Below are 26,353 nucleotides of genomic sequence, written 5' to 3' on the forward strand. Positions count from 1 at the left end.
TGTCTCAGCCGAAATAGGATTGCAGCGAGCGGACTTCCAGATCGCCGCGGAGATAGGCTTTGATGCCCTCGGCCGCCGCCACCGCCCCTGACAGGGTCGTATAGTACGGGACTTTGTGCAAGAGGGCCGCCCGGCGCAGGGAGCGGCTGTCGGAGAGGGCCTGCGCGCCCTCCGTGGTGTTGAACACGAGCTGGACGCCGCCGTTCTTGATGGCGTCGACGACGTGCGGACGGCCCTCCAGCACCTTGTTGATCTTCTGCGCCGCGATGCCGTGCTCGACGAGATGACGCTGGGTGCCCGAAGTCGCGATGATCTTGAAGCCGAGCTCGGCGAGCATGCGCACCGGCGCCAAAACGCGCTCCTTGTCGGTCTCCCGGACCGACACGAACAGCGTGCCCTCGCGCGGCACGCGGGTGCCGCCGCCGAGCTGGCTCTTCGCGAAGGCGACCCCGTAATCGACGTCGAGGCCGATGACCTCGCCGGTCGAGCGCATCTCGGGGCCGAGCACGGTGTCGACGCCGGGGAAGCGGGCGAAGGGGAACACCGCCTCCTTGACGCCGATATGCTTCAGCGGCTCGGACTTCAGTCCGAAGGATGCGAGGGATTCGCCGGCCATGATGCGCGCCGCGATCTTGGCGAAGGGCTTGCCGACTACTTTCGCCACGAAGGGCACGGTGCGCGACGCGCGCGGATTGACCTCGAGCACGTGGATCACGCCGTCCTTGATGGCGTATTGCACGTTCATCAGCCCGCCGACTTCGAGCGCCAGCGCTAGCGCCCGGGTCTGGTCCTCCAGCGCCGCGATCATCTCGGCGTCGAGCGAATGCGGCGGGAGCGAACAGGCGCTGTCGCCGGAATGCACGCCGGCCTCCTCGATGTGCTCCATGATGCCGCACACGAACACGTCCTTGCGGTCGCAGAGCGCGTCGACGTCGACCTCGATCGCGTCGGTGAGGTAGCGGTCGAACAGCAGCGGGTTCTGCGACAGCACCGTGTTGATCTGGCCGGTCTTATCGTTCGGATAGCGCTGCTTGACGTCCTCGGGAACGAGGGCGGGCAGGGTGCCGAGCAGGTAGTCGGAGAAGCCGCGCTCGTCGTGCAGGATCGCCATCGCCCGGCCTCCCAGCACGTAGGAGGGGCGCACGACCAGCGGGAATCCGAGATCGGCCGCGACGATGCGCGACTGCTCGACCGAATAGGCGATGCCGTTCTTCGGCTGGATCAGTTTCAACCTGTCGAGCAGGCGCTTGAAGCGGTCGCGGTCCTCGGCGAGGTCGATCGCGTCCGGCGTCGTGCCGAGGATCGGCACGCCCGCCTTCTCCAGCGCGCGCGCGAGCTTCAGGGGGGTCTGGCCGCCGAACTGCACGATCACGCCGTGCAGAACGCCGTTGCTCCGCTCCGTCTCGATGATCTCGAGCACGTCCTCTTCGGTCAGCGGCTCGAAATAGAGCCGGTCGGAGGTGTCGTAGTCGGTCGAGACGGTCTCGGGGTTGCAGTTGACCATGATGGTCTCGTAGCCCGCCTCCGACAGCGCGAAGCAGGCGTGGCAGCAGCAATAGTCGAACTCGATGCCCTGGCCGATCCGGTTCGGGCCGCCGCCGAGGATGATGACCTTTCGGGCGTCGGTCGGCTTCGCCTCGTCGGCCGCGACGCCGGCGAACAGGGGAGCGTAGGTCGAGTACATGTAGGCCGTGGGCGAGGCGAACTCGGCCGCGCAGGTGTCGATGCGCTTGTAGACCGGCCGCACGCCGAGCGAGCGCCGCCGGGCGGCGACCTGCTCGGGCGTGAGCTGGGCGAGCGTCGCGAGACGTGCGTCGGAGAAGCCCTGCGCCTTGAGCTTGCGGAACGCCTTGTCGGTCCAGGGCAGGCCGAAGCGCCTGACCTTCTCCTCGGTCGCGACCAGCTCGGCGAGCTGCTCGATGAACCAGGGGTCGAACTTGCAGGCCTCGTGGATCTCCGCGGTGGTGAAGCCGAGACGCAGCGCCTGCGCGACCTTGAGCAGCCGGTCCGGAGTGGGTCGCCCAAGCGCCGCGCGAATCGCGTTGCGATCATCGCCCTGGCCGAGCCCGTCGATCTCGATCTCGTCGAGGCCGGTCAGTCCCGTCTCGAGCGAACGCAGCGCCTTCTGCAGGCTTTCCGCGAAGGTCCGGCCGATCGCCATCGCTTCGCCGACGGACTTCATCGAGGTCGTCAGCGTCGCCTCTGCGCCCGGAAACTTCTCGAAGGCGAAGCGCGGGATCTTGGTGACGACGTAGTCGATCGTCGGCTCGAACGAGGCCGGAGTCGCGCCGCCGGTGATGTCGTTCTCGATCTCGTCCAGCGTGTAGCCGACGGCGAGCTTGGCCGCGACCTTCGCGATCGGGAAGCCGGTCGCCTTCGAGGCGAGGGCCGAGGAGCGCGACACCCGCGGGTTCATCTCGATCACGATCATGCGGCCGGTCGCCGGATCGATCGCGAACTGGACGTTGGAGCCGCCGGTCTCGACGCCGATCTCGCGCAGCACCGCGAGCGACGCGTCGCGCATGCGCTGATATTCCTTGTCCGTCAGGGTCAGCGCCGGCGCCACCGTGATCGAATCGCCGGTGTGGATGCCCATCGGATCGATGTTCTCGATCGAGCAGATGATGATGCAGTTGTCCGCCTTGTCGCGGACGACCTCCATCTCGTACTCCTTCCAGCCGAGCACGCTCTCCTCGATCAGCACCTCGTCGGTCGGCGAGGCGTCGACGCCGCGCTCGACGATCTCGAGGAACTCCTCGCGGTTGTAGGCGATGCCGCCGCCGGTCCCTCCCATGGTGAAGGACGGCCGGATGATCGCGGGCAGGCCGATGTCCTCGAAGGCGACCAGCGCCTCGGTCAGGTTGTGGGCGAGCCTGGAGCGCGGCGTCTCCAGGCCGATCTTGGTCATGGCCTCGCGAAACTGCTCGCGATCTTCGGCCTTGTCGATCGCCTCGGCGGTCGCGCCGATCATCTCGACGTCGTAGCGCTCCAGCGCGCCCATCTTGCGCAGGGACAGCGCGCAGTTGAGCGCGGTCTGCCCGCCCATGGTCGGCAGCAGCGCGAAGCCGCCCGGGACGACGTTGCGTTCCTTGGCGATGATCTTTTCGACGATTTCCGGGGTGATGGGCTCGACATAGGTCGCGTCGGCCATCTCCGGGTCGGTCATGATCGTCGCCGGGTTCGAATTGACCAGGACGATGCGGTAGCCTTCCTCCTTCAGCGCTTTCACGGCCTGCGTGCCCGAATAGTCGAATTCGCAGGCCTGCCCGATGACGATCGGTCCTGCGCCGATGATCAGGATCGTCGAGATGTCGGTGCGTTTGGGCATCGGGTCTTATCCGGGGCCGCGAAGGCGGCGGTAAGCGCTCCTCGGGCGGCGGGCGCGCGAGGCTGAGGAAGGATCGTTGCGTGGCTGAGCGCGTTCCTTACACAGTCGGCTGTGAGCAGGGAAGCCGCAAACCGTCCACGAGCCTCCCGCCATCCCCGGAGAAGCGCCCATGACCGCCGCCCGCACCGTTCTTGTGACAGGCGCATCCTCGGGGATCGGGGTCGAGCTCGCGCGGCTGTTCGCCGCCAACGGTGACGATCTCGTGCTTGCGGCGCGCCGGGCGGACCGCCTGAAGGCGCTCGCCGAGGAGCTTGCGTCGCGGCATGGGATCAAGGCCACGGCGATCCCGGCCGACCTCGCCAAACCCGAGGGCGCGAAGGAGCTCGCGATCGAGGTCGGGCGGGGAGGCCACGTCGTCGACGTGCTCGTGAACAACGCCGGATTCGGCCTGCGCGGCCATTTCGCGACGCTGCCGTTCGACCGGCAGCTCGACATGATCCAGGTCAACGTCACGGCCCCGACCGCGCTCGCGGGCCTGTTCCTGCCGGGTATGCTCGCGCGCGGCCGCGGCGGAATCCTGAACGTCGCGTCGCTCGCGGCCTTTCAGGCCGGTCCGGACATGGCGCTCTATTACGCCACCAAGGCGTATCTGCTGTCGTTCTCCGAGGCGCTGTTCGAAGAGACGCGCAAAAAGGGCGTCGTGGTGACCGCGCTCTGCCCGGGCCCAGTCCCGACCGAGTTCGGCGAGGTCGCCGACCTGCAGGGCACGCGCCTGTTCAAGACCGGCGTGGTCTCCGCCAAGGAGGTCGCGAAGGCCGGGTTCGACGGGTTCCAGGCGAAGAAGGCGATTGTGATTCCGGGGATGCTGCCGAAGATCGGCGCCTTCGCGAGCCGGCTCGGCTCGCGCGGTCTGAACCGTAGGATCGCCGGCGCGCTTCAAGGGGTGGAGGACTGACGCCCGGCCCGAACGCAAACGGGGCGTCCGTCAGGACGCCCCGTTCACGATTCTAGACCCGAAAACCAGGGCGCGGATCACTCGGCGCGGAGGTTCGAAGCCTTGGTCTTGCCGCGGTCCATCACGACCTCGAACGCGACCTTCTGGCCTTCGACGAGCGTGTGCAGACCCGAACGCTCGACGTCGGAGATGTGAACGAACACATCCTTCGAGCCGTCGGTCGGCTGAATGAACCCATAACCCTTTTGGGTGTTGAAAAACTTCACGGTGCCGCTCGGCATCACTGCCTCCCTCAAGACAAGCGCATGTGCGCATTTGGCTGACCGCTCACCTCGAGCGGTCGACCGGGCACAATCCGAACTTTGGTGCGTGTCGTGGAGGCGGAAGCTTCGGCAATGCGCCGTATGCGAGGCCAGACCGGACGTCCAAAAATCTGATTGCAGACGCGACTATGGCGCACAGGGCATGGGTCCAGTCAAGACGCAGCGCACAACCGCGCGAGGAACCGCAAAGCCCACTGTCCGTTGACACTTCGAAGGTTTGCCGGCGACGACCAGGGAGGCGAAGCGCTTGGGCATTTCGTATGACGAGGCGACGACCGTCGCGCTCAGCTTTTCGGATGACGGCGCGACGCCCAACAATCCGCATTTTCCGCTGCTTCTGCATCGCGCGGCCTTCGACGCCGGCGGCGAGGATCCGGCGGCGGCGGCCGAGGGCCTGTTCGCAGCGAATGGCTGGGGGCGCTTCTGGCGCAACGGGGTCTATCCCTACCACCATTATCATTCGAGCTGCCACGAGGCGTTGGGCGTGGCAAAGGGCTGGGCCGACATCCGCTTCGGAGGCGAGGCGGGCGAGACGGTCCGGATCGACGCGGGAGACGTCGCCGTGCTGCCCGCGGGCACCGGCCACAAATGCGTCGACGCCAGCGCGGACTTCCTCGTCGTCGGCGCCTATCCCGCGGACCAGGCCTACGACCTCGTCCGGTCCGATCCTGCGCAGCATGACGCCGCCGTCCCCCGAATCGCCGCCACCCCGCCGCCGGCGACGGATCCCGTGTTCGGCTCCGGGGGCGGCGCCTGCGACCGCTGGCGGGTCGGCTAGGCCGGCCGACCCGATGGGATCGACGGCGTCGATTACGTTCCCCCGACGCGCGGGGCGGGCGGCGTGTCGGCGCCCGGTCCGAGCGCGCGCTGCATCATCACGGTGTCGAGCCAACGGCCGAGCTTGAAGCCGACCGCCTCGAAGGTTCCGACATGGCGGAAGCCGAGGCTCGCGTGGAGCGCGATGGAGCCCGAATTGGCGCTGTCGCCGATCACCGCGATCATCTGCCGCCACGGGCCGCGCTCGCAACGGGCGATCAGCTCTGCGAGCAGGGCGCGACCGACGCCCTGTCCTTGCGCCTCGGCCGCGACATAGACCGAGTTCTCGATCGTGTCGCGATAGGCCGGTCGGGCGCGGTAGGGGCCGGCATAGGCGTAGCCGAGAATGACGCCCTGCCTTTCGGCGACGAGATAGGGCAGGCCGAGCGCCCGCACGGACGCCAGCCGCCCACGCATCTCCTCGACGGTCGGCGGCGTCATCTCGAACGAGGCGAAGCCGGCCCGCACTTGCGGCTCGTAGATCGCCGTCACGGCCGCCATGTCGGCGTCGTCGGCGTCCCGGACGCGGATGTCGAAAGCGGCGGCGGGGCCGGCCGCGTCAGGCGAAGTGAAGGTCATGGGGCTGGGACGGTTGGGGCGGGACCGCGCGATCTTGGCCTCGACGCGGTCATGATGGAAGCAGCGCCCGGCGCTCCCGGTATGCGGCCGCGTCGGTCCGCGAGGACGGATCGGTCAGGCCGCCGTCTGGCGGCACTTGCCCGGCAGGTTCTGGAAATGGACGTTCTTGAGGCTCGCCTCGAAGAATTCGGTCGAGCGACGGTCCGGCACGTAGCCGTAGAGCTCGATGACGATGTCCTCCTCATGCTGCCCCGCCTGGGACGTGTCCGGAACGGCGATTCTCGACGACAGCGTCCTCGGTTCGGCCGTCGGGTCGAGCCGCCAGTCCGGCGGGGGCGCGCTTTCGCCGTCATAGTCGGTGCGGGCGCCGTTGTCCTCGGCGATGTAGCGCTGTCGGAACTCGGGCCGGCCGTCGCGCTCCGCGACCTCGAAATAGAGCGCCAACCGCGGCCGCTGCTCGGTGAAGACGTAGAACTGGCAATAGAGCCCGAGCGGCGCCGCGGCCGGTTCAGCGGCGGACGCCAAGCCTGCGGATGCGGCAGGCGGAGCCGGCGCAAGAGCCGGACGCGTCAGAAGGACGACGCCCAGAGCGGCGCCAAGGCCTGCCGCGCCGGTCACAGCTAGCAGGACGCGGCCTGCGCCCACGTCAGTCGCCGGCCCGCGCGCCGTCCATCATGTCGACGAAGCGCTTGAACAAATAGTGGCTGTCCTGGGGGCCGGGCGAGGCCTCGGGATGGTGCTGGACGGAAAACGCAGGGCGATCCGTGAGTTCGAGGCCGCAGTTCGAGCCGTCGAACAGCGAGACATGGGTCTCGCGGGCCGTCGCCGGCAGGCTGTCGCGATCGACGGCGAAGCCGTGGTTCATCGACACGATCTCGACCTTGCCGGTGATCAGGTCCTTCACCGGATGGTTCGCGCCATGGTGGCCCTGATGCATCTTGGCGGTGGTCGCGCCGACGGCCAGCGCCAGCATCTGGTGGCCGAGACAGATGCCGAAGGTCGGCGTGCCGGAGTCGAGCACGCCCTGGATCATCGGGACGGCGTAGACGCCGGTCGCCGCCGGATCGCCGGGGCCGTTCGACAGGAACACGCCGTCAGGCTTCAGCGCGAGCACCTCGTCGGCGGTCGCGGTCGCCGGCAGCACCGTGACCTCGCAGCCGGCGGCGGTGAGCAGCCGAAGGATGTTGCGCTTCAGGCCGTAGTCGATCGCGACCACGCGCTTGGGCGCGCCGTCCGGGCGCACGCCGTAGACGCCGGGCTGGTCCTGGCCGGGCCAGCCCCAGCCGCCTTCGTCCCAGCCGTAGCGCTGGGTCGCGCCGACCATCGGGACGAGGTCTTCGCCTTCGAGGCCGGGGAAGGCCTCGAGCTCGGCCTTCAGCGCCGCGTCGTCGGGCGCGCCGGCGGCCGCGTAGCCGATGACCGCGTTCGGCATGCCTTTTTCGCGGATCAGCGCGGTGAGCGCGCGCGTGTCGACGCCTGTGATCGCGACGATGCCGCGCGCCTTCAGCCATTCATCGAGCCCGCGCGTCGCGCGCCAGTTCGAGGGCGACGTCACGTCGGCCGCGAACACCGCGCCGCGCACGCCCGAGGAGGCCGAGATGTTGACGGTCTCGACGTCGTCGTCATTGACGCCGACATTGCCGATGTGCGGGAAGGTGAAGGTGATGATCTGGCCGGCGTAGGACGGGTCGGTGAGGATCTCCTCGTAGCCCGTCATCGCCGTGTTGAAGCAGAGCTCGCCGGCCGCGATCCCTTCCGCGCCAAGTCCTTCGCCTTCGATCAGCGTGCCGTCGGCCAGCAGAAGCTTCGCGGTCGGGCGCGTCTCGTCCCAGCCCCGATCGGCCGTGTCTTGTCCCGTCATCACGATTGCCTTAGTCCCTGCGCGGATTGGACCGCGCCGATGCGGCCGGAACCTAGGCGCCGGCAGGCAACGCGTCAACCAACACGCGATCCGCGGCGCCAACCTCTTCAGAAGGAAATTGCGCCATGCGCGAGGCGATCAACGCCGCTCTTAAGGACGCCATGAAAGCCCGCGACGCCGAGCGCGTCGGCACGCTCCGCATGGTCGCCGCCGCGATCAAGGATCGCGACATCGAGGCCCGCGGCGCTGGAAAGGGGAAGGCGAGCGAGGACGAGCTGAAGCAGCTGCTCGCCAAGATGATCAAGCAGCGGCAGGAGTCGGCCGGCATCTACGAGCAGAACGCCCGGCCGGAGCTCGCCGCCAAGGAGCGCGGCGAGATCGCGGTCATACAGAGCTTCCTGCCGCAGCAGATGTCGGACGCTGAGGTCGCCGCGGCCATCGACGGCGCGATCGCCGAGACCGGCGCCGCCTCGATCAAGGACATGGGCAAGGTCATGAGCGCGCTGAAGGGAAAGTACGCCGGCGTGATGGATTTCAGCGCCGCGAACGGCGTGGTGAAGGCCAAGCTCGCGGGCTGAGTGACAAGCGCCGCCGTCGGACCCGGACTTGAGCGGGACCGACGGCTGGCGGGGCGATGTCGGGGCCAGCCGGCCTGTAAGCCGGGTTCTGTATGGCGCGGACCCCCGGTTTCCCGGACGCCCGCACGTGACGACCATTCCTCTGGGACGTCCATTGCTGGACGCCTCGAGCGACCAACCCGGGCGACGGCCCGGAAGCAGGCCTGCGGCGCCCGCGCCCGAAGGCGCGGAAACTCGCGCGTCGCCCCTATTCGGTCTTGCTCCCGGCGGGGTTTGCCATGCCGCTCCCGTCGCCGGCAGCGCGGTGCGCTCTTACCGCACCCTTTCACCCTTACCTCAGGCCGAGGCCTGAGGCGGTCTGCTCTCTGTGGCACTTTCCCTGGGGTCGCCCCCGCCGGACGTTATCCGGCGCCGTGCTTCCGTGGAGCCCGGACTTTCCTCCCCGGCGTGAGCCGGAGCGGCCGTCCGGCCGGCTGGCGCGGCTGTCTTGGGGGCAAGCGCGGCGCGGGGTCAAGCGCGCGATCCGGGCGCTTCGACGAAAAAGGCCCTCCGTCGCGTCTGCGAGGAGGGCCTTTCGCTCGATAAACGGGTCAGGCGGGACGCGCCATGCGGGTACGCGAGACCTGTTCCCCCCGCCCGACCTTTCGTGCCCATTCGGTCGGCCGGACCTGCCGGGCGGCCGGGCGGGCGCCGAAGCTCACCGCGAGGCGACCTTGTCGCTGGACGGATAGCCCTGCGCCATGAAGCGCTTGACCTTGGCGCAGTAGACCGCGCCAGCGGACGTCACGCCGCGCACGGCGTGGCCGCCCTGATACTTCGAGACTGCGGCGCAGGTGTTTCCGCCAGCCTTGCGCACGGCTTCCGCGAGATAACGCATGCCGTACTGCAGATTGGCGGAGGGCTCGTAGAGCGCCTGGCGGCTGCCGCGGAAGCCCATGCCCCGCGCGGTCTGATAGCTCAGCTGCATCAGGCCGATGTAGCCGCCCTTGCCGGTCGCGCGCGGCTGATAGCGCGATTCGACCTTGACCACGGCGTGGGCGAGGGCGGGGCTGACGCCCTGGCGCTGCGCGGCCGCGGTGACCATCCCGGGGATCGATCCGGAGGGAGCCGCCGCGGCGACCGCCGGCGTCTTCGCCGCGCCGGAAAGATCGACGTCGCGCTCCAGCGCGACGGGGCGCGTCTTGCCCACCAGTTTGCGGGCCGCGACGCGACGTCCCTGGCGGGCTTCGGCGGCGCGGGCGACGCGCTTCGTTTCGGATCGGGCGACGCTTCCGGCCTTCGCGCGGGACGGCGTCGCTTCGGAGGCAGAGCTCTGAGCGATGTTGGAGCGGCTCGCCGTAACGGACCGAGGCAGGACCGGAGCGGAGGCCGAGGAGCCCGCGTTGCGGGCGGAGGTGAACGCGGACGCCGCGGCTTTCACGTTCGAACCGGGAGCGGGCCGTGGAACCGGAGCGGCGGCGGCGGCGTTAACGTGCTGTTTAGATGTCGCCGCGCGGGCGGCGGATGCTTTCTGTTGAGTTTGAGACTTGGACTGAACGGTTGTCCCCCGGACAAGTCGTTCTGAATTCGGCGCAGCATTCGCCGAGGCGACGGTCGCCGCGAGGACCGCGACGACGATCGTCGATTTACGCATGTGCACACTCCCGATGCGTTTCGTAATGGGGGCGAGCAAAGCCGTGCGAAGATGACCTTGGATCGACCGTCGTCAGGTCGCAACATGACCATGACGTGACGGGAACAAGGCGCCCGGTTCAGGCGTCGGGACGGCTGGCGAGCAGTCGCCGGAGCGTGTCGACGGTGGAAAAATCCGCGATCCCGTCGATCCGGGCGGGACGGAAATGGCGTTGAAACGCACGGACGACCGCGGCGGTGTTCGCGTCGTAGCGGCCGTGGATATCGACGCCGTAGCCGTACAGGCTGAGCAGGGTTTGAAGCTCCTCGACCGGTTCGCCTTCCTCTCCTTCAGCCAGTCCTCGGTCGTCCTCGAGCGGCGCAGGCGGAACCCAATGACCGACGCCGGCGGCGGCGAGCCTGTCCCAGGGAAACTTCTCGCCCGGGTCGATTTTTCGCTGCGGCGCCACATCGGAATGGGCGAGCACCCGCTCCGGCCGGACGCCCCGTCGGGCGCAAATGTCGCGGGCGAGCGCGATCACGGCGTCGATCTGCGCGTCTGGGAAATCGGGGTAGCCGAAATCATGGCCGACATTCGCGATCTCGACGCCGATCGAGCGCGAATTGACGTCGGTCTCGTCCTCCCAGGACGACAGCCCGGCGTGCCACGCGCGCCGCGCCTCCGGCACGAGCTGAAGGATGCGGCCGTCCTCCAGGACGACGTAGTGGCAGGACACCTGCGCCTCCGCGCCGACAAGCCGAGCGCAGGCCGCCTCCGTCGATTCCATGCCGGTGTAGTGCAGCAGGAGGATTTCAGGCTCCCGGCCGTCGCGGCGCTCGTCGTGATTGGCCGCAGGGCGGATCTCGCCGACCAGCGGACTGTCGGCCGCGAACGTCGTCACGCCATGCCCCGCTCGGCCCGCACCGCGTCGAAGGCGGCGTTGATCGCGGCGAGCTTCGCCGTCGCGATCCGGACGGCCTCGACCGGCAGGCCGCGGGCGGTGACGCGATCGGGATGGTTCTCCGCGACGAGCGAGCGGTGAAGCCGCTTCAGTTCGGCGTCGGACAGCGCCGGGTCGGCGCCGAGAATGTCGTACGGATCGTCCTCGAGCCGAACATAGGCTCCGAGCGCGCGTCTCAGACGCGAGCGCTCCAACTTGAAGATCTGCGCGACGGCCTCGAGGTAGCGGACCTCCGCCTCGTGGATCGCGCCGTCGGCGGCGGCGATGTGCGCAAGACCGTGCAGCACGTCCTCGAGGGTCGCCGGCTCGTCCCGAAACGTCTCCGCAAGCTGCTCGGCGTAGGCGTCGAACCCCGCGACGTCGGCGGTCGCCCGGTCGAACACCTGGCTGACTTCGGCGAGGTCCTTTTCCGCGATGGCGAAGATCTTTCGGAAGGCGTCCACCTCGACGGGCGCCACCACGCCGTCGGCCTTCGCCATCTTCGCGCCGAGCGCGATCACGCCGATGGTGAAGGCGAGGCTTTTTGCGTCGGCGTCGCGCTTGGCGACCGCCTCCGGCGTGTTCTCGCGATCGAGCAGATAGTGGCCGGCGAGAACGCCGGCGATGGCGCCGAGCGGCCCGCCGAGCGCGAAGCCGCCGGCGGCTCCTCCGAGCTTTCCCCAAATCGGCATCGCCGCCGCACTCTCCTTCGTTTCCGCGCCGCGACAATAACGGGCCCCGTGCGGCATGGGGAAGGCGCCGGCGTCACGAACCAGCCTGGACTCCATCCCGGATCGTCGTTTGCGCCTGCGCCGGGGCTCCTGTTCAGTCCGCGAACGTCGCACGATCGGGAATCGGCCATCGAGTCGCTGCGGAAGCGGCCGCGCTCGGACGGCGGGCTCAGATTCGTCGGCCGAATTGAGCGGCGCACTGGCGCGTGGACGCCTCTGCGACCAAATCTTGATCGACCCGCATGGCCCTAAGGGCCTATGACAGCACCCTGGCCGCGGCCGGACCTGACGCCTTTGGGAGGCTCCGAGGCATGAGCGCACGTCAAGCGACGACGATCGAGGGGGGGAAGGCGCGCAAGCCCGTCACCGTCGCCTCGATCCGCAACGCCAAAGGGGCCGAGCCGCTGGTGTGCCTCACGGCCTACACCACGCCGGTCGCCCAGGCGCTCGACGAGGCCTGCGACCTGCTGCTGGTCGGCGACAGCCTCGGCATGGTCGTCTATGGCCTCAACAGCACGATTCCGGTCACGCTCGACATGATGATCGCGCATGGCGCGGCGGTCGTCCGCGGCGCGAAGCACGCCCTCGTCGTGGTCGATCTCCCCTTCGGCTCCTATCAGGAGAGTCCCGCGCAGGCCTTCGCGAGCGCCGCCCGCATCCTCGCCGAGACCGGATGCGGCGCGGTGAAGCTCGAGGGCGGGGCGGTGATGGCCGAGACCATCAATTTCCTGACCGAGCGGGGCGTTCCGGTCCTGTCGCATATCGGGCTGCAGCCGCAGTCGGTGAACGCCCTCGGCGGCTACGCCGCCCGTGGCAAGGCGGCGGCGGAGGCGGAGGCGATCGTGGCCGACGCCCGGGCGGTCGCCGAGGCCGGCGCCTTCGCCGTGGTGGTCGAGGGCGTGGTCGCGCCGCTCGCCGCGCGCATCACCTCGACGATCCGGGTGCCGACGATCGGAATCGGCGCGTCCGCCGAATGCGACGGGCAGATCCTCGTCACAGACGACATGATGGGGGTGACCTTCGGCCATGTCCCGAAGTTCGTGCGCCGCTACGCCGATGTTGGCGCCGCCATGCGCGCTGCGGCGGAGGCCTATGCCGAAGACGTCCGGGCGCGCCGCTTCCCGGCGGAGGAGCATCTCTACGGCGCCAAGCCGAAGATCGCGGCGGGGTAGGCGGTCTCGGTTGCGGCGCCGCGAAGATTAATGCAGCGCAACAGTCAAAAGACAGAAGCCGGGTCCTCCACGCGCGGCACGGGACGGATGAAACGCAACCGTCCCCGCAAAAACCTCCGGCTCTGCTTGGGTCCGAAAATGACTTAACATGCAGCCTGTTAGGTCCTCGCTCCTCAATTTTCGCCTTTGCTCGCGCCGGGACGCGACGCGGTTTGCTCTTGTCCAGTGGATCGGTCGAGTTAAGCTCGCCGCAATCGATGGTTCGGAGACAAGGCGGATGAGCGCTCTGCAGAAAATGAACCTGATGGCTGTGTGCGCCGCCTTCGCATTTCTGTGCGCGATCGTGGTCGGCGTGTTCTGAGGCCGGGAGGCCAGGATCGTGCGTGCCCGGCGACATCCGGGACCAATGAGGCGTCGGCGCGTCCCGGTCTTCGCCGTTGCGGCGCGGACGCCGTTGTCCGGTGGGGACAGGCCGAACGCCAGGAGATGACGCCGTGACCGACGCCCCCAAGACCTTGCTCGAACTCGCCGGCGCAACCCCCGCGCCGGCTTCGCTGAACGACGCCACGCTCGTGGTGATCGACGCGCAGAACGAATATGTCCGCGGCCCGCTCACCTTGCCCGGCGTCGGACCGGCGCTCGGCGCGATCGCCGACCTGCTGGCGCAGGCGAGGGCGGCCGGCGCGCCGATCGTCCACCTCGCGCATCGCGCGCCCGACGGCGTGTTCGTCGAAGGGACCGAAGGCGCCGAGATCGCTCCTCAGGCTGCGCCGTTGGACGGCGAGACGGTGTTCCTCAAGGAGCTGCCGAACGGCTTCACCAATCCCGACTTCCGGCCGGCGCTCGAGAGGCTCGGCCGCAAGAACCTGATCCTGGCCGGCTTCATGACGCATATGTGCGTCGACTCGACCGCTCGCGCCGCGGTCGATCTCGGCTATGGCGTCACGATCGTCGAGAACGCCACAGCGAGCCGCGCGCTGCCCGGCGCGGTCGGAAAGCCGTCGCGCTCGGCGCAGGAGGTTCACGACGGCGCGTTGGCCGGCCTCGCCGACCTGTTCGCCGTCGTCGTGCCGGACGCTTCGAAACTCGGCTGACGTTCCGGATCGAAGGGCGGCGTCTGACCCGAGAGTCGACGCGCCGGCTTCTGCGACCGCGGCGGCGGTCGCCGATTATCCACAGCTTGTCCACGTGACCCACCGGGCGCATGGGACAATGCTCGCCGCGGAGTCCGAGCCGCGCCGCCGGGCTGAAACGCCTTCTTAACCCTACCGAAGCTTTACTCGCAGGGTGTCGCGCCGTCGCGATGCGGCCCTTGTCAGGTTGCGCGTCCTGGGCTGCGCCGCGCCGGGGCGGGCCGTCGTTTCGTTGACGCCCAAAGGGCCCCATGCTATCCCAAATCATCCCGTCGAAACGACAAGCCGACGGCTCCCAGTCAGCGTTTTGGGACATGGCGTTCGCGACCTCGTCGGTCGCGGACTCGTCGTTCGACGTCCGCCGTGCGGCGGTTCCGCTTGGGGGCAGGCGGGGAGCGCTTGCCGGATGGACCGGCGTGGGGACGCATGGACCGCTTCGTGTCGACGTTCACGAACCGGCTCGACGCCAAGGGGCGGGTCTCGATCCCTGCGGCCTATCGGGCGGTGTTGGCGGCGGACGGTTTCGCCGGCCTCTACGTTCACCCGTCTCTGGACATGCAGGCGCTGGATGCGGGCGGCAACGCGCTGCTGGCGGAGATCGACCAGCTGCTCGAGACGCTTTCGCCCTATTCCGAGGAACGGGACAGCTTGGCGACCGCGCTGCTCGGCGCGAGCGAGGTGCTGAAGGCGGACGGCGAGGGCAGGGTGATCCTGACCGACAGCCTCAAGGTCTATGCCGGAGTGTCCGATCAGGTGACCTTCGTGGGCCAGGGGCGGAAATTCCAGATCTGGGAGCCGGAGCGCTTCCGCGCGCATTTCGCGGCGTCGCGGGAGAGGGCCCGCGACCTGCGGCGCCGGCTGTCGAACGCCGGCCCGACGGAGCCGATGTCATGATGGCGAAGCGCAGCCGCCGCTCCGAAAGTGATCAGGGCGACCTGCGGCATCGCCCGGTGATGCTCGCGGAGGTGCTCGAAGCGCTGTCGCCGCGCGACGGCGAGACCTATCTCGACGGCACCTTCGGCGCGGGCGGCTACTCACGCGCCATTCTCGAGGCCGCGGAGTGTCGCGTGATCGCGCTCGACCGCGATCCCTCCGCGATCCTCGGCGGCTACGACATGGTCGCCGAGTTCAAGGGGCGACTGACCCTCGTCGAGGAGCGCTTCTCACGGCTCGGCGAAGCGCTGGACGGCCTTGGGATTGAGCGGGTCGACGGGGTCGTGCTCGACGTCGGCGTCTCGTCGATGCAGCTCGACCAGGGCGAACGCGGCTTCTCCTTCCGCCTCGACGGGCCGCTGGACATGCGGATGGGCGGAGACGGTCCGAGCGCGGCCGAACTCGTGGCGTCTCTCGAGGAGAAGGCGCTCGCCGCCGTTCTGCGGACGCTCGGCGAAGAGCGCCGCGCCGGCGCGATCGCGCGCGCCATCGCAGCCGCGCGCGAGGAGGCCCCGATCGAGACCACGCTTCAACTCGCCGATCTGGTGGAGCGCGTGATCGGTAAGTCCTACGACGGCATCCACGCAGCGACGCGCACCTTCCAGGGTCTGCGCATCGCGGTGAACGACGAGCTGGGCGAACTGGCCCGCGCGCTGTTCGCCGCCGAGAAACGCCTCGCCCCCGGCGGCCGCCTCGCCGTCGTCGCCTTCCATTCGCTGGAAGACCGGATCGTCAAGACCTTCCTCGCCGACCGGACGCGAACCCTGCCGGGCGGATCGCGCCACATGCCCGAGACGGCCGTGCCGCCGGCGACCTTCAGGGCGCCGATCCGGGGCGCGACAAAGCCCGGCGACGCCGAGATCTCTGAGAACCCGCGGGCCCGCTCGGCGCGCCTGCGCGCCGCGATCCGCACCGACGCGCCGGCCCGCGGCGGCGATCCTTTCGCCTTCGGCGCTCCGCGCCTGCCGCACGAGCTTCTGTCGGGGGACGCGTCGTGAAGATCGCCCGCATCATCAACGTCGTCGCGATCTGCGCGCTGCTCGGCGCCGCGGTGAACCTCTACCGCATCAAATATGACGCCACCCTCCACGCCGAGCACGTCGCGAAGCTGAAGCGTCAGATCTCGGCGGAGGTCGACTCGATCGCGGTGCTGAGGGCCGAGTGGGCTTACCTTGCACGGCCCGACAGGGTGCAGGCCTTCACGACCCGACATCTCGACCTCAAGCCGCTCTCCCGCGAGCAGACGGTGTTGCTGGCATCGCTTCCCGACAAGCCGCAGCCGGTGGACGAGATCGGCAAGAAGCTCGAGGCGCTCGGCCTGATGGGCGAAGACGCCAGCATCGCGCTCGACAAGGGGCCCTCGACGCCCGTCTCGAAGAAGCCCGCTCCGCCCGCCAAGAAGTCGACGATCGCGGTGAAGCCCACAGCCCAGCTCAAGGCGCCGACGACGCGACCTGCGCCGAAGCCGCTGCCTCAGCCCAAGACCAGCGCGCCGCTGAACATCACCGATTTCCTGCGTAAGAACCTGGGGTTCAACTGATGACGGGGCAGCAGGTTCTCGACGGCGCGTTCCGCGGCGGCGCGGCGGCCAGCGCGGTCCTGGGACGGTTCGCGGTCGTCTCCGCGCGGGGGCTCTGGGCCGCGCTGCGCTTCGCGTGGCGATGGATCCGCAAAATCACGCGCGCGCTGATCGGCAACGGGGAGGGCCTGGGGCTTACCTCCGGCCGGCTCCGGCTGGCCGCGATCGCCTTCGGCATGGTCTATCTCGTGATCGTCGGCCGACTGGTGCAGTACGCCGTCGCGCCCGACGTGAAGACCGCCTCGCAGGTCGCGCAGACGGCGTCCGCGAGCTCGCGGCCCGACATCGTCGACCGCAACGGCGTCGTGCTCGCGACCGACATCAAGGTGTCGTCGCTCTACGCCGAGCCGAAGAACATCATCGACATCGACGAGGCGACTGAGCTGCTGATGCAGGCTCTTCCGGATCTCGATCCGAAGGAGCTGCGCGCGAGGCTTTCGACCAAGCGCGGCTTCGTCTGGATCAAGCGCGAGGTCTCGCCGCGCGATCAGGTCGCGATCTTCCGGCTCGGCATCCCCGGGGTCGGCTTCGTCCAGGAGAACAAGCGCATCTATCCGAACGGCGCGGAGGTCGCGCATGTTCTGGGCTTCGCCGACGTCGACAACAAGGGCATCGCCGGCATCGAGAAGTTCCTCGACACGTCCGGCAAGACCGCCGAGGCCGGCGCCGCCGCCTCGCACGGCGAACGGCTCGCGCCGATCCACCTCGCGCTCGACCTCAAAGTGCAGCACGCCGTGCGCGACGAACTGGTCGCCGGCATGACGAAGTTCAAGGCGATCGCGGCCTCCGCGGCCATCGCCGACGTCGACACCGGCGAGATCGTCTCGCTCGTCTCGCTGCCGGACTACGACCCGAACACCCCGACCGACGCCCTGAAGTCCGACCGCATCAACCGCGTCAATGTCGGCGTGTTCGAGATGGGCTCGACCATGAAGGCGCTCACTCTCGCGATGGCGCTCGATTCCGGCAAGGTCGGCCTCCAGAGCCGCTTCGACGCGCGCGCTCCTCTCGCCTATGGCCGCTTCCGAATCCATGACTTCCACCCGACCCGTCGCGTGCTGACGGTGCCTGAGGTGTTCGTCCACTCCTCCAACATCGGCACCGCCCGCATCGCGCTCACGATGGGCGTCGAGGCCCACAAGGCGTTCCTGAAGAAGATGGGCCAGCTCGACCGGCTGCAGACCGAGCTGCCGGAAAGCGCGCGCCCGATCGTCCCGTCGCGTTGGGGCGAACTCAACACCATCACCATCTCCTTCGGCCACGGGCTCGCGATCGCGCCGATCCAGTCGGTCATGGGGGTCAGCGCGCTGGTCAATGGCGGCTGGCTGATCAAGCCGACCTTCCTCCAGCGCACGACCGAGGAAGCCCGCGTCGACGCCCAGAAGGTGCTGAAGGACTCCACCTCGGTGCAGATGCGCTACCTCATGCGCCTCAACGCCGAGAAGGGCTCGGCCAAGAAGGCCGACATCCCGGGCTACCGCGTCGGCGGCAAGACCGGCACCGCCGAGAAGGTGGTCGGCGGGCGCTACGCCAAGAACAAGAACCTCACCGCCTTCACCGCGGTGTTTCCCATGGACAAGCCGAAATACATGCTGCTCGTCGTGCTCGATGAACCGAAGTCGCTGCCGGAGACGCACGGTTTCGCAACCTCGGGCTGGAACGTGGTCCCCGTCGGCGGCAAGATGGTCGAACGGGTCGCGCCGCTCCTCGGCGTAGAGCCGAATTACGACGCGCCGTCGGCCAACGACATTCTCGGCGACATTCCCACCGGCTCGGTCAAGGTCGATTGACGACGTCCCCGCTCACGCTCCGCGAGCTGTTTCCCGAAGCGACGCTCGATGCGGCGTCCGCGGAGACGCGGGCGTGCGGGATCACGGCCGACAGCCGGGCCGTGAAGCCGGGCGACGTGTTCGCGGCGCTCGCCGGAACGAAGGCTGACGGAACGCGCTTCGTCGGCGACGCGCTGGCGAAGGGCGCAGTCGCCGTGCTCGCCGAAACGCCTGTCGAGGCGACCGTCCCAGTGGTGCGGGTCGGCGACGCACGCCGGGCGCTTTCGCTCGCCGCGGCGCGGCTCCATCCCGGGCAGCCCGCGACGATCGCCGCCGTCACCGGCACGAGCGGCAAAAGCTCGACCGTCACCTTCCTTCGCCAGATCTGGGCGCGCGCCGGCCTTGAGGCCGCAAGCCTCGGCACGCTCGGCGTCACCAGGCCGTCCGGCGCGACCTACGGCTCGCTGACCACGCCCGATCCCGTGTCCCTGCATCGGACGCTCGACTCGCTCGCCGGCGAAGGCGTGACCCATCTCGCGATGGAGGCCTCCTCGCACGGGCTCGACCAGCGCCGGCTCGACGGCGTGCGGCTGACGGCGGCCGGCTTCACCAATCTCAGCCGCGACCACATGGACTATCACCCGACCGTCGAACACTACCGCGACGCCAAGCTCCGGCTGTTCCGCGAGTTGCTGCCGCAAAGCGGGGTCGCGGTGGTTTCGGCCGACGGCGCCGACGCGCGCCATTTCGCCTACGTCGCCAGGGGCAGGGGGCTCGCGCTCCTCACCGTCGGGCGCGCGGGCGCCGACCTGCGGCTGACCGGGGTTCGGCGCGACGGGCTCTCCCAGATCCTCGCCGTCGCCCATGCCGGCGGACGCCGGGAGGTCCGCCTGCCGCTCGCCGGCGACTTTCAGGCGGAGAACGCACTGCTCGCGGCCGGCCTCGCGATCGCGACCGGGGTCGCGACCGACGCCGTTCTCGACGCGCTCGAAAGCCTTGAAGGGGTGCCCGGACGGCTGGAGCTGGTCGGCGAGGTCCGTGGAGGCGCGGCGTTCGTCGATTACGCGCACAAGCCCGACGCTCTCGCCACCGTGCTGTCGGCGCTGAGGCCCTTCGCGCACGGCCGACTCGTCGTCGTGTTCGGCTGCGGCGGCGACCGCGACGCCGGCAAGCGTCCCCTCATGGGCGAGATCGCCGTGAAGGGCGCGGACGTCGTCATCGTCACCGACGACAATCCGCGCTCCGAGGACCCCGCCGCGATCCGCAAAGCGATTCTCGCCGCGGCTCCGGGCGCCCGCGAGATTGGCGACCGCCACCGTGCGATTGAGACGGCGGTCGGCGAACTTCAGCCGGGCGACGTCCTCGTCGTCGCGGGCAAGGGCCACGAAACCGGCCAGATCGTGGGCGATCGCACGCTGCCCTTCTCCGATCATCAGGTCGTGCGGGAAGCGCTAGCCTCGAGGGAGACTGCCGCGTGACCGCCCCGAACGTCTTCGCCGAACCGCTCTGGTCGGCCCCTGAGCTTGCGCTTGCGACGGCCGGCCGCCTGCTCGGCCGCTTCGACGGAGCGATCGCCGGCGTATCGATCGACAGCCGGACCGTCGGCCGCGGCGAGGTCTATTTCGCCATCAAGGGCGACGTCCATGACGGCCACAGCTTCGTCGCCGACGCGCTCGGGCGCGGGGCCGGCATCGCGGTGGTCGACGAGGCGCACGCCGCCGATCTCGCCTCCGCCGGGGCGCTGCTCGTGGTGAAGGACGTGCTCGCCGCGCTGGTCGCGACCGGAATCGCGGCGCGGGCCCGGACTCGCGCAAAGATCGTCGCGATCACCGGCTCGGTCGGCAAGACCTCGACCAAGGAGGCGCTGCGGCTCGCGCTCGCCGAGGACGGTCCGACGCATGCCTCCGCCGCCTCGCACAACAATCATTGGGGCGTGCCGCTGACGCTGTCACGTCTGCCGAAATCCGCGGCCTACGGCGTGTTCGAGATCGGCATGAACCATCCGGACGAAATCCGGCCGCTGGTGAAGATGGTCCGTCCCCATGTCGCGGTCGTCACCAATGTCGAGCCGGTGCACCTCGCTCAGTTCGACAGCGTCGAACAGATCGCGGACGCCAAGGCCGAGATCTTCGAGGGACTGGAGCGCGGCGGCCACGCCGTCATCAACCGCGACAACGCGCATTACGAACGGCTGAAGGCGGCCGCGATCGCGGCGGGCGCGGCGACCTGGAGCTTCGGAGAGCACGTCTCGGCGGACGCGCGGCTTGATCGGGTCGCGCTGAAGGAGACGAGCTCCTGCGTCGCGGCCACGGTGCTGGGCGAGGCCGTGACCTTCAAAGTCGGCGCGCCCGGGCGCCATCTCGTGCAGAACGCGCTCGCCGTGCTGCTGGCGGCCAGGCTCGCCGGGGCCGATCTCGCCCTCGCGGCTCTCGCGCTCGCCCGCTACGCGCCCTCGAGCGGGCGCGGCAAGCGCTATATGCTCGCGACCGAGACCGGTCCGCTGACCGTCATCGATGAAAGCTACAACGCCAATCCGGCCTCGATGCGCGCGGCGCTCGCGCTGCTCGGCCAGACGCCGGTGGGGGCGGCCGGCCGCCGCATCGCCGTGCTCGGGGACATGCTGGAGCTGGGAGCCGAGGCCGAGGCGCTGCACGCCAAGGTCGCCGAGGCCGTCGCTGCGGCGAAGATCGACCTGGTCTTCGCGGCCGGTCCGCTGAGCCGGTCTCTCTACGATTCGCTGCCTGCGGCGCGCCGCGGCGGCTATGGCGCGACGTCGGCTGATCTCGAGGCCGCTCTCCTCGACCGAGTGCGCGGCGGGGACGCGGTGATGGTCAAAGGCTCGAACGGCTCGCGCATGGGACCGCTGGTCGCGGCGCTCACGGCGCGCTTTGCGCCTATGCCGTCGTCCGACGAAACCGTCACCGCCGGATGACCCTGAAATGCTGACCTTCCTCGCCGAATTTTCGAACGTCGTCCCGGGCTTCAACATCTTCCGCTACATCACCTTCCGCACGGGAGGGGCGGTGATGACGGGGGCGCTGTTCGTGTTCCTGTTCGGACCCTGGATCATCGACCAGCTGCGCCTCAAGCAGGGCAAGGGCCAGCCGATCCGCGAGGACGGACCGCAGTCCCATCTCGTCAAGCGCGGCACGCCGACCATGGGCGGGCTTATGATCCTGTCGAGCCTCGTCGTGACGACGCTCGTCTGGGGCAACCTCGCCAACCCCTATGTGTGGACGGTGCTGCTGGTGACGATCGGCTTCGGCGCCATCGGCTTCTATGACGACTATCTCAAGGTGACGAAGCAGAGCCACGCCGGCTATTCCGGCAAGATGCGGCTCGCGATCGAATTCGCGATCGCGCTCGTCGCGGTCTATGTGATCGCCGCGGCGGGCCAGCCCGGCGGTTTCCGCGCGGCGGCGATCTCCGGCCTCGACCATGGCTTCTCGACCTCGCTCGCCTTCCCGTTCCTGAAGAATGTCCTGCTCGATCTCGGCTGGTTCTTCCTCGTCTTCGGCGCGTTCGTCGTGGTGGGCGCGGGCAATGCGGTGAACCTTACCGACGGGCTCGACGGGCTCGCGATCGTCCCCGTGATGATCGCGGCCGCAAGCTTCGGCTTCATCGCCTATCTCGCCGGCAACGCGGTCTTCGCCGACTATCTCCAGATCCACTTCGTGCTCGGCACCGGCGAACTCTCCGTCGTCTGCGGCGCGATGATGGGAGCCGGCCTCGGCTTCCTCTGGTTCAACGCGCCCCCGGCCTCGATCTTCATGGGCGACACGGGATCGCTCGCGCTGGGCGGGCTGCTCGGAACCGTCGCGGTCGCGACCAAGCACGAGATCGTCCTCGCCATCATCGGCGGGTTGTTCGTGCTGGAGGCGGTGTCGGTGATCGTGCAGGTCGCCTCGTTCAAGCTGACGGGCAAGCGTGTGTTCCGCATGGCCCCGATCCATCACCATTTCGAGCAGCTCGGCTGGTCCGAGCCGCAGGTCGTCGTGCGTTTCTGGATCATCGCCGTCGTGCTGGCCCTGATCGGCCTCGCGACGCTGAAGCTGAGGTGAGCGGGATGGCGGAGACGTTCCTGCGGGATCGCGAGGCGGGGGACTGCGTGCTTCGAGACGCCGTCCGTCGGACGGCTCCTCAGCATGAGGACCGTGTGTGGGAGTTGATACCTCCTCATGCTGAGGAGCGGCGCGACGCGTCGCGTCTCGAAGCACGCAGTTCGTCGGTCCAAAGCGCCTTCTTCTGGATCAACCTCGCCCAGAGGCGGGTCAGCCGGTCGTGACGCCCGCCACCGCGTTCAAAGGCGCTCGCGTCGCCGTCTTCGGTCTTGGCGGATCGGGCCGCGCGACCGTGCGCAGCCTCGTCGCCGGCGGGGCGGAGGTCGTCGCGTTCGACGATTCGCCGGAGAGCGTCGCCAAGGCCGCGGCCGAGGGCCTGCCGACCGGCGACCTGCGCGAGCAGGATTTCGCCCGCTTCGACAGCGTCGTGCTCGCCCCCGGCGTGCCGCTCACGCATCCCAAGCCGCACTGGACGGTGGAGCGCGCCAAGGCCGCCGGCGTCGAGATCATCGGCGACATCGAGATCTTCTGCCGGGAGCGCCGCGCGATCGCGCCGGGCGCCGACTTCGTCGCGATCACCGGCACCAACGGCAAGTCGACGACGACGGCGCTGATCGCCCACGTGCTGCGCGAGGCCGGCCGCGACGTGCAGATGGGCGGCAACATCGGCGTCGCGATCCTCGACCTCCAGCCGCCGTCCGCGGACCGCGTCCATGTCGTCGAGTGCTCGTCCTACCAGATCGACCTCGCCCCCACGCTCGACCCGTCGGTCGGGGTGATGCTCAACCTCTCCGAGGATCACCTCGAGCGCCACGGCACGATGGAGAACTACGCCGCGATCAAGGAGCGGCTGGTCGCAGGCGCCGCCACGGCCGTCGTCGGGGTCGACGATCCGCTGTCGGCGGAGATGGCGAAAAGGCTTCAGCAGCGGGGCGTAAACGTCGTCGCGATCTCGGAAAACGACGCCGTGGACCTGTCGGCGGCCCGCGCCCTGCGCGGCGCGCACAACGTCCAGAACGCCAGCGCCGCAAGGGCGGTCGCCCGCGCGCTCGGGGTGTCTGACGAGGCGATTGCGAAGGGGCTCGCGAGCTTCCCCGGCCTCGCGCACCGCATGGAGGAGATCCTGACGCCGGGCCGGGTGACCTTCATCAACGACTCCAAGGCGACCAACGCCGACAGCGCCGCGAAGGCGCTGGCGTCGTTCGACCGGGTCCACTGGATCCTCGGCGGCAAGCCGAAGACCGGCGGCATCGAGGCGCTCGCGCCGTTCTTCCCGCGCGTGGTCGCGGCCTATCTGATCGGGGACGCGGCGGAGGCCTTCGCGAAGACCCTCGACGCGCACAAGGTGCCGCGTGCGATTCTGGGCACCGTCGAACAGGCGGTGGTCGAGGCGGCGGCGGACGCCAAGGCCTCCGACGAGGCCGAACCGGTCGTGCTGTTCTCGCCGGCCTGCGCCTCCTTCGACCAGTACCGCAACTTCGAAGAGCGCGGCGAGGATTTCCGGCGCGCGGTGTTGGCGCTGGGCTTGTCGTAAGCCGCGCCGCCCTCGGCCGGCGAAAGCGGCGACGGCGAGGGCCTCTGGTCGGATTTCGTTAACGCTAATCGCGCCATGCTCGGCGCGGCGCGCGCCTGCCCGGAAGGAGGCGCGCGGCCGGCTCCTCACGGCAGGCCGGCGTCAACGCGTCCTCGGAGCGCCTTGCATGATTTCCCGCGCGGAACGCACCGTCTTCGGCGAATGGTGGTGGACGATCGACCGGTCGCTCCTGTTCGCGGTGAGCGCCCTGATGGTGCTCGGCGTCGTGCTGTCGCTCGCGGCCTCGCCGCCGGTCGCCGAGCGCATCGGCGTCGACCTGTTCCACTTCGTCAACCGCCAGGCGATGTTCCTGCCGCCCGCCTTCGTGCTGATGATCGGCGTGTCGTTCCTCAGCCCGCGTCAGGTGCGCCGCCTCGCCTGGGTGACGTTCTTCGTCGGCATGGCGATGCTCGCCGCGACCCTCGTGATCGGCACCGAGATCAAGGGCTCGAGGCGCTGGATCAGCCTCGCCGGGATGGTGGTGCAGCCCTCGGAATTCGTGAAGCCGGCCTTCGTCGTGCTCGTCGCCTTCCTGTTCGCCGAAGGCTCGGAGCGGCGCGACGTGCCCGGCCACATCATGGCGACGCTTCTGCTGGGCGCCGTGCTCGGCCTGCTCGTGCTGCAGCCTGACCTCGGCCAGACCGTCCTGGTGACGGCGGTGTGGGGCGCGCTGTTCTTTCTCGCCGGTCTGCCATGGATCTGGGTGGTCGGCCTCGGCGGCGTCGGCGTGTTCGGCCTCGCGACCGCCTATGAGCTGCTGCCGCACGTCGCGCGCCGCATCGACCGCTTCATGGACCCCGAGACCGGCGACAACTTCCAGATCGAGAAGGCGACCGAGGCCTTCACCTCCGCCGGCTGGTTCGGAAAGGGGCCGGGCGAGGGCACGGTGAAGCGCATCATCCCGGACGGGCACACCGACTTCATCTCGGCGGTCGCGGCCGAGGAGTTCGGCATCCTGTTCTGCATCTTCATCGTGGCGATCTACGCCTTCATCGTGATTCGCGGCCTGCACCACGCGCGGCGCGAGCATGACGGCTTCGTGCGGCTCGCGATCGCCGGGCTCAGCATGCTGTTCGGCCTGCAGGCCGCGATCAATCTTGCGGTCAACCTCCACCTCATGCCAGCCAAGGGCATGACGCTTCCCTTCATCTCCTACGGCGGCTCCTCGATGTTCGCGCTCGCGCTCGGCATGGGGATGCTGCTCGCGCTCACCCGCCGCCGTCCGCGCGCCGACACGCTCGCCGCCGAGATCCGCAGGCACGCGCGCGCGCATGGCGCCGAGTCGGCCGGGGCGCCTGCGTGACGCAAGATCGGCCTATCCTGCTTTCGGCGGGCGGGACGGGGGGCCATTTGTTCCCGGCCGAATCGCTTGCGGTCGAGCTCGCCAAACGCGGCGTGCCGGTCGAGCTGATCACGGACGAGCGCGCTCTCGCCTATGCCGGCCATTTTCCGGCCAGAGCCGTCCATGCGGCTCCGGCGGATACGCTGCGCGGCGGCGGGGCCAAGGCCTACGCCGAGCTTGCGCTCGTTCTTCTCCGCGGAACCTGGCGCAGCCTTGAAATTCTACGCCGTGTGCGGCCCGCCGCCGTCGTGGGCTTCGGGGGCTACCCGACCGTGCCTCCGCTCGTCGCCGCGCGGCTGCTCGGCATCCCCGTCGTTCTCCACGAGCAGAACGCGGTGATGGGCCGCGCCAACCGCATGCTGGCGAGGCTCGCGACCGCGGTCGGCTCCGGCTTTCCGCAGGTCGCGCAGACGCCCAAGGGCGTGACCACGACCCATGTCGGCAATCCCGTCCGTCCCCAGGTGCTCGCCGCCTGCGAGGTGCCTTACCAGGCGCCGACGGCCGGCCAGCCGGTGCGCCTGCTGGTCTTCGGCGGCAGCCAGGGCGCGCGCGTGATGTCGGAGGTCTTGCCGGCTGCGGTCGCGCTGATGCCGGACGACCTGAAGCGGCGCCTGCGCGTCACCCAGCAGGCGCGGCCCGAGGACATCGCCGCCGCCCGGGCCGCCTACGCCGCGGCCGGCGTGCAGGCCGAGCTCGCCTCGTTCTTCGACGACATGCCCGCGCGTATGGCGCTCGCCCATTTCGTCATCGCCCGCGCCGGCGCCTCGACGGTCGCCGAGCTCGCCGTCATCGGACGGCCGTCGATCCTCGTGCCGCTGCCGCACGCGCTCGACAATGACCAGCTCGCCAACGCCAATGCGCTGGCGCTCGCGGGCGGCGCGGTGGTCACGGCCCAGGATCGCTTCACGCCCGAGGCGCTGGCCGACGAACTGAGCGCCAGGCTCGACGATCCGGTGGCGCTGGCGGCCGCCGCCGAAGCCGCCAAGCGCGTCGGCGCGCCGGACGCAGCAGGGCGACTCGCCGACCTGGTCATAGCCACGGCTGGAAGCTGAGCCGTTTCTGCCTTAC

The 26,353-nt window shown here is 69.4% G+C and carries 23 protein-coding genes and 1 other RNA gene; 15 read left to right on the forward strand and 9 right to left on the reverse strand.

Annotation, left to right across the window (positions count from 1 at the left end):
* Positions 1 to 4 precede the first annotated feature (4 nt).
* Positions 5 to 3,328 carry a carbamoyl-phosphate synthase large subunit gene (gene carB / locus ACO2RJ_RS01240; RefSeq protein WP_423266193.1) on the reverse strand — a complete coding sequence of 1,108 codons (3,324 nt, stop codon included), beginning with the start codon at positions 3,326 to 3,328 and terminating at the stop codon, positions 5 to 7.
* 169 nt (positions 3,329 to 3,497) lie between these two features.
* On the opposite strand from carB, the gene ACO2RJ_RS01245 reads away from it, so the two are divergent.
* Complete coding sequence (locus ACO2RJ_RS01245; RefSeq protein WP_423266194.1) at positions 3,498 to 4,283, forward strand: SDR family NAD(P)-dependent oxidoreductase; 786 nt, start codon at positions 3,498 to 3,500, stop codon at positions 4,281 to 4,283.
* Between the two features lie 77 nt (positions 4,284 to 4,360).
* Here the strand turns inward: ACO2RJ_RS01245 and ACO2RJ_RS01250 are convergent, their stop codons facing one another.
* A complete protein-coding gene (locus ACO2RJ_RS01250) occupies positions 4,361 to 4,564 on the reverse strand; it encodes a cold-shock protein (RefSeq protein ID WP_423266195.1) in 204 nt (67 codons plus the stop codon).
* A gap of 289 nt (positions 4,565 to 4,853) precedes the next feature.
* Here ACO2RJ_RS01250 and ACO2RJ_RS01255 point away from each other — a divergent pair, with 289 nt between their 5' ends.
* A complete protein-coding gene (locus tag ACO2RJ_RS01255) occupies positions 4,854 to 5,384 on the forward strand; it encodes a cupin (RefSeq protein WP_423266196.1) in 531 nt (176 codons plus the stop codon).
* A 32-nt stretch (positions 5,385 to 5,416) separates the two neighbouring features.
* Here ACO2RJ_RS01255 and ACO2RJ_RS01260 read toward each other — a convergent pair whose 3' ends face one another.
* The 3 genes from ACO2RJ_RS01260 to carA all read right to left on the reverse strand — a co-directional run bounded on the left by ACO2RJ_RS01260 (position 5,417) and on the right by carA (position 7,862).
* The gene (locus ACO2RJ_RS01260; protein ID WP_423266197.1) at positions 5,417 to 6,001 is read right to left on the reverse strand and encodes a GNAT family N-acetyltransferase; all 585 of its coding nucleotides are present in this window, start codon (positions 5,999 to 6,001) and stop codon (positions 5,417 to 5,419) included.
* A 114-nt stretch (positions 6,002 to 6,115) separates the two neighbouring features.
* Positions 6,116 to 6,526 carry a hypothetical protein gene (locus ACO2RJ_RS01265; RefSeq protein WP_423266198.1) on the reverse strand — a complete coding sequence of 137 codons (411 nt, stop codon included), beginning with the start codon at positions 6,524 to 6,526 and terminating at the stop codon, positions 6,116 to 6,118.
* Positions 6,527 to 6,647: 121 nt separating this feature from the next.
* Entirely contained in the window at positions 6,648 to 7,862 is a 1,215-nt protein-coding gene (gene carA / locus ACO2RJ_RS01270) for a glutamine-hydrolyzing carbamoyl-phosphate synthase small subunit (RefSeq protein WP_423266199.1), read from the reverse strand.
* A gap of 125 nt (positions 7,863 to 7,987) precedes the next feature.
* Here carA and ACO2RJ_RS01275 point away from each other — a divergent pair, with 125 nt between their 5' ends.
* Positions 7,988 to 8,440 (forward strand): GatB/YqeY domain-containing protein, encoded by a 453-nt coding sequence (locus ACO2RJ_RS01275; RefSeq protein ID WP_423266200.1) that lies wholly within the window; start codon positions 7,988 to 7,990, stop codon positions 8,438 to 8,440.
* Between the two features lie 61 nt (positions 8,441 to 8,501).
* Here ACO2RJ_RS01275 and rnpB read toward each other — a convergent pair.
* The 4 genes from rnpB to ACO2RJ_RS01295 all read right to left on the reverse strand — a co-directional run bounded on the left by rnpB (position 8,502) and on the right by ACO2RJ_RS01295 (position 11,684).
* An RNA gene (rnpB, locus tag ACO2RJ_RS01280) (RNase P RNA component class A) lies at positions 8,502 to 8,917 on the reverse strand.
* Between the two features lie 220 nt (positions 8,918 to 9,137).
* Positions 9,138 to 9,629 carry a lytic transglycosylase domain-containing protein gene (locus tag ACO2RJ_RS01285; protein ID WP_423266201.1) on the reverse strand — a complete coding sequence of 164 codons (492 nt, stop codon included), beginning with the start codon at positions 9,627 to 9,629 and terminating at the stop codon, positions 9,138 to 9,140.
* Between the two features lie 562 nt (positions 9,630 to 10,191).
* Positions 10,192 to 10,953 (reverse strand): N-acetylmuramoyl-L-alanine amidase, encoded by a 762-nt coding sequence (locus tag ACO2RJ_RS01290; protein ID WP_423266202.1) that lies wholly within the window; start codon positions 10,951 to 10,953, stop codon positions 10,192 to 10,194.
* Positions 10,950 to 11,684: a TerB family tellurite resistance protein gene (locus ACO2RJ_RS01295; protein WP_423266203.1), complete on the reverse strand. Its 735-nt coding sequence runs from the start codon at positions 11,682 to 11,684 to the stop codon at positions 10,950 to 10,952. The genes ACO2RJ_RS01290 and ACO2RJ_RS01295 overlap by 4 nt, the downstream gene beginning before the upstream one ends.
* 350 nt (positions 11,685 to 12,034) lie before the next feature.
* Between ACO2RJ_RS01295 and panB the strand changes: the two genes are divergently transcribed.
* The 12 genes from panB (at position 12,035) to murG (ending at position 26,337) form a co-directional block, all read left to right on the forward strand.
* Positions 12,035 to 12,895, forward strand: a complete 861-nt coding sequence (gene panB, locus ACO2RJ_RS01300; RefSeq protein ID WP_423266204.1) for a 3-methyl-2-oxobutanoate hydroxymethyltransferase — start codon at positions 12,035 to 12,037, stop codon at positions 12,893 to 12,895.
* A 494-nt stretch (positions 12,896 to 13,389) separates the two neighbouring features.
* Entirely contained in the window at positions 13,390 to 13,989 is a 600-nt protein-coding gene (locus ACO2RJ_RS01305) for a cysteine hydrolase family protein (protein WP_423266205.1), read from the forward strand.
* Positions 13,990 to 14,454: 465 nt separating this feature from the next.
* The gene (mraZ, locus tag ACO2RJ_RS01310) at positions 14,455 to 14,922 is read left to right on the forward strand and encodes a division/cell wall cluster transcriptional repressor MraZ (protein ID WP_423266206.1); all 468 of its coding nucleotides are present in this window, start codon (positions 14,455 to 14,457) and stop codon (positions 14,920 to 14,922) included.
* Positions 14,919 to 15,959 carry a 16S rRNA (cytosine(1402)-N(4))-methyltransferase RsmH gene (gene rsmH / locus ACO2RJ_RS01315; protein WP_423266207.1) on the forward strand — a complete coding sequence of 347 codons (1,041 nt, stop codon included), beginning with the start codon at positions 14,919 to 14,921 and terminating at the stop codon, positions 15,957 to 15,959. The genes mraZ and rsmH overlap by 4 nt, the downstream gene beginning before the upstream one ends.
* Complete coding sequence (gene ftsL, locus ACO2RJ_RS01320) at positions 15,956 to 16,501, forward strand: cell division protein FtsL (protein ID WP_423266208.1); 546 nt, start codon at positions 15,956 to 15,958, stop codon at positions 16,499 to 16,501. Before rsmH ends, ftsL begins: the two co-directional genes overlap by 4 nt.
* On the forward strand, positions 16,501 to 18,330 hold the full coding sequence (locus ACO2RJ_RS01325; protein WP_423266210.1) for a peptidoglycan D,D-transpeptidase FtsI family protein: 1,830 nt from the start codon (positions 16,501 to 16,503) through the stop codon (positions 18,328 to 18,330). Before ftsL ends, ACO2RJ_RS01325 begins: the two co-directional genes overlap by 1 nt.
* The gene (locus tag ACO2RJ_RS01330) at positions 18,327 to 19,787 is read left to right on the forward strand and encodes a UDP-N-acetylmuramoyl-L-alanyl-D-glutamate--2,6-diaminopimelate ligase (protein WP_423266211.1); all 1,461 of its coding nucleotides are present in this window, start codon (positions 18,327 to 18,329) and stop codon (positions 19,785 to 19,787) included. Before ACO2RJ_RS01325 ends, ACO2RJ_RS01330 begins: the two co-directional genes overlap by 4 nt.
* Positions 19,784 to 21,241 carry a UDP-N-acetylmuramoylalanyl-D-glutamyl-2,6-diaminopimelate--D-alanyl-D-alanine ligase gene (locus ACO2RJ_RS01335; protein ID WP_423266212.1) on the forward strand — a complete coding sequence of 486 codons (1,458 nt, stop codon included), beginning with the start codon at positions 19,784 to 19,786 and terminating at the stop codon, positions 21,239 to 21,241. Before ACO2RJ_RS01330 ends, ACO2RJ_RS01335 begins: the two co-directional genes overlap by 4 nt.
* 7 nt (positions 21,242 to 21,248) lie before the next feature.
* Positions 21,249 to 22,370: a phospho-N-acetylmuramoyl-pentapeptide-transferase gene (gene mraY, locus ACO2RJ_RS01340; RefSeq protein WP_423266213.1), complete on the forward strand. Its 1,122-nt coding sequence runs from the start codon at positions 21,249 to 21,251 to the stop codon at positions 22,368 to 22,370.
* Positions 22,371 to 22,590: 220 nt separating this feature from the next.
* Entirely contained in the window at positions 22,591 to 23,904 is a 1,314-nt protein-coding gene (gene murD, locus ACO2RJ_RS01345; protein ID WP_423266214.1) for a UDP-N-acetylmuramoyl-L-alanine--D-glutamate ligase, read from the forward strand.
* A 166-nt stretch (positions 23,905 to 24,070) separates the two neighbouring features.
* A complete protein-coding gene (ftsW, locus tag ACO2RJ_RS01350) occupies positions 24,071 to 25,246 on the forward strand; it encodes a putative lipid II flippase FtsW (RefSeq protein ID WP_423266215.1) in 1,176 nt (391 codons plus the stop codon).
* Positions 25,243 to 26,337, forward strand: coding sequence for an undecaprenyldiphospho-muramoylpentapeptide beta-N-acetylglucosaminyltransferase (gene murG, locus ACO2RJ_RS01355; RefSeq protein WP_423266216.1), 1,095 nt, complete (start codon positions 25,243 to 25,245; stop codon positions 26,335 to 26,337). The genes ftsW and murG overlap by 4 nt, the downstream gene beginning before the upstream one ends.
* Positions 26,338 to 26,353: the final 16 nt, after the last annotated feature.

It is taken from the genome of Hansschlegelia sp. KR7-227 (assembly GCF_049446035.1).
In the GTDB taxonomy this organism is placed as follows: domain Bacteria; phylum Pseudomonadota; class Alphaproteobacteria; order Rhizobiales; family Methylopilaceae; genus Methylopila.

What these genes read in the sequence shown, in the direction of transcription:
- ACO2RJ_RS01295 (WP_423266203.1), bottom strand. Translation starts at nt 11,684, where the DNA reads ATGCCGATTTGGGGAAAGCTCGGAGGAGCCGCCGGCGGCTTCGCGCTC.
- ACO2RJ_RS01325 (WP_423266210.1), top strand. Translation starts at nt 16,501, where the DNA reads ATGACGGGGCAGCAGGTTCTCGACGGCGCGTTCCGCGGCGGCGCGGCG.
- mraY (WP_423266213.1), top strand. Translation starts at nt 21,249, where the DNA reads ATGCTGACCTTCCTCGCCGAATTTTCGAACGTCGTCCCGGGCTTCAAC.
- mraZ (WP_423266206.1), top strand. Translation starts at nt 14,455, where the DNA reads ATGGACCGCTTCGTGTCGACGTTCACGAACCGGCTCGACGCCAAGGGG.
- ACO2RJ_RS01275 (WP_423266200.1), top strand. Translation starts at nt 7,988, where the DNA reads ATGCGCGAGGCGATCAACGCCGCTCTTAAGGACGCCATGAAAGCCCGC.
- ftsW (WP_423266215.1), top strand. Translation starts at nt 24,071, where the DNA reads ATGATTTCCCGCGCGGAACGCACCGTCTTCGGCGAATGGTGGTGGACG.
- panB (WP_423266204.1), top strand. Translation starts at nt 12,035, where the DNA reads ATGAGCGCACGTCAAGCGACGACGATCGAGGGGGGGAAGGCGCGCAAG.
- carA (WP_423266199.1), bottom strand. Translation starts at nt 7,862, where the DNA reads ATGACGGGACAAGACACGGCCGATCGGGGCTGGGACGAGACGCGCCCG.
- ACO2RJ_RS01245 (WP_423266194.1), top strand. Translation starts at nt 3,498, where the DNA reads ATGACCGCCGCCCGCACCGTTCTTGTGACAGGCGCATCCTCGGGGATC.
- ACO2RJ_RS01250 (WP_423266195.1), bottom strand. Translation starts at nt 4,564, where the DNA reads ATGCCGAGCGGCACCGTGAAGTTTTTCAACACCCAAAAGGGTTATGGG.
- carB (WP_423266193.1), bottom strand. Translation starts at nt 3,328, where the DNA reads ATGCCCAAACGCACCGACATCTCGACGATCCTGATCATCGGCGCAGGA.
- rsmH (WP_423266207.1), top strand. Translation starts at nt 14,919, where the DNA reads ATGATGGCGAAGCGCAGCCGCCGCTCCGAAAGTGATCAGGGCGACCTG.
- ACO2RJ_RS01260 (WP_423266197.1), bottom strand. Translation starts at nt 6,001, where the DNA reads ATGACCTTCACTTCGCCTGACGCGGCCGGCCCCGCCGCCGCTTTCGAC.